The organism is Streptomyces sp. MnatMP-M17 (assembly GCF_900091995.1).
GTDB lineage: Bacteria > Actinomycetota > Actinomycetes > Streptomycetales > Streptomycetaceae > Streptomyces.
On the sequence record NZ_FMDK01001246.1, the window covers coordinates 1 to 1,332 of the forward strand.

2 protein-coding genes are annotated in these 1,332 nt (G+C 69.7%); one reads left to right on the top strand and one right to left on the bottom strand.

Going from position 1 to position 1,332, the window contains the following annotated elements; genetic code table 11:
* Positions 1-285: 285 nt before the first annotated feature.
* A complete protein-coding gene (locus GA0115259_RS38280; RefSeq protein ID WP_093605235.1) occupies positions 286-522 on the top strand; it encodes a hypothetical protein in 237 nt (78 codons plus the stop codon).
* On the opposite strand, the gene GA0115259_RS38285 is transcribed toward GA0115259_RS38280, so the two are convergent.
* Positions 468-1,154, bottom strand: coding sequence for an HAD family hydrolase (locus GA0115259_RS38285; protein ID WP_176732795.1), 687 nt, complete (start codon positions 1,152-1,154; stop codon positions 468-470). The genes GA0115259_RS38280 and GA0115259_RS38285 overlap by 55 nt on opposite strands.
* Between the last annotated feature and the right edge of the window lie 178 nt (positions 1,155-1,332).

Here is a 1,332-nt window from a genome sequence, read left to right on the forward strand (position 1 = left end):
TAGGCACGTCTGTCCTCGTCCTCGTACTCGTTGGGGCGCTGGCGCGCACAAAAACGGCTCTGGATAGCACTACAGCGGGTCGACAGACCCGCCACCCCCAAGGCTAATGGTCCAGGGGCTGGTGACAAGACGTCGCCGGATGGTTCCTGTCCGCTGCTGTCCGCTGGGAACTACCCTGGTGAGGTGACTGCTACTCCTGCACCCCGCACACCGCTCGGCACCGCATCCACCGCCGCACCCGGCGCCGCACCCGGCGCTGCGGACGAGGCCGGACCCGGCGACGGACTGGTCCGTATCGGCGCGATCGTCTTCATCGTCGGCGCGATCGCGACGCTGGTCACCGTGGCACCACTGTTTCTCGGGACCGAACCGTTCCCGTCCGTCGCGTATGCCGTCTGCATGCTGATGGGCGTGGGCTTCCTGATCGCGGGCGCGGGCGTGCTGCGGTCGATCGCGGCGCAGCGCCGTCAGGCGGAGTCGGCGGGCCGTCGGGACAGGTCGGCGGCCTCCACCGTCGCGTAGCTCGCGTAACTCTCCAGCCAGGCCGGGAACGCGGTCAGGTCCGGCAGGATCACATCCGCTCCGGCCGCCCGCAGTTCCTCCTCGTCGCACGGCCCGGTCGGTACGGCGACGGAGAGCGCGCCGGCCGTACGCGCGCCGCGCACATCACCGATGTGGTCGCCCACGTACACCGTCGCGCCGTGTTCGCGCAGGGCCACGGCCTTGGCCTCCGCCCACAGCCATCCGACGACCTCGTCCGGCTCGATACCGAGGTGGCTCAGATGGAGTCTGGCGTTGGGCTCGTGCTTGGCGGTGACGACGACGGCCCGGCCGCCGAGCGCCTGTACGGCGGCGATGGCCTCGCGGGCGCCGGGCATCGCGGGCGTCGGCGCGATGGCGATTGTGGGATAGATCTCCTTGTACCGGTCGCCCACCTCCTCGATCCGGTCCTCGGGAAACCAGTGCGCCAGCTCCTCTTCGAGCGGCGGCCCGAGCCGGGTGATCGCGAGATCGGCGTCGATCCGCACTCCGGTCTCGGCGGAAAGTGCCAGGTAGGCGGCGTGGATACCGGGACGCGAGTCGATGAGCGTCATATCGAGGTCGAAGCCGACGGTGGGTGCGTGCCGAGCCGTGGAGGAAGCCATGGGAGCCATTGTGCCCAGGCAGGCGGTATACGGGCCGGGCGCAGCCGTATGCGGGCGGGGCGCAGCCGTATGCGGGCCGGGCCCCGCGGGTGGCTTGATTCGGGTGCTTAGACTTAGCCAAGCCTAACCAGCCGTACCGGCTGTCCCACGACGCGTTTTGTTCGTCCTGTCCGTACCCGTTCCGATT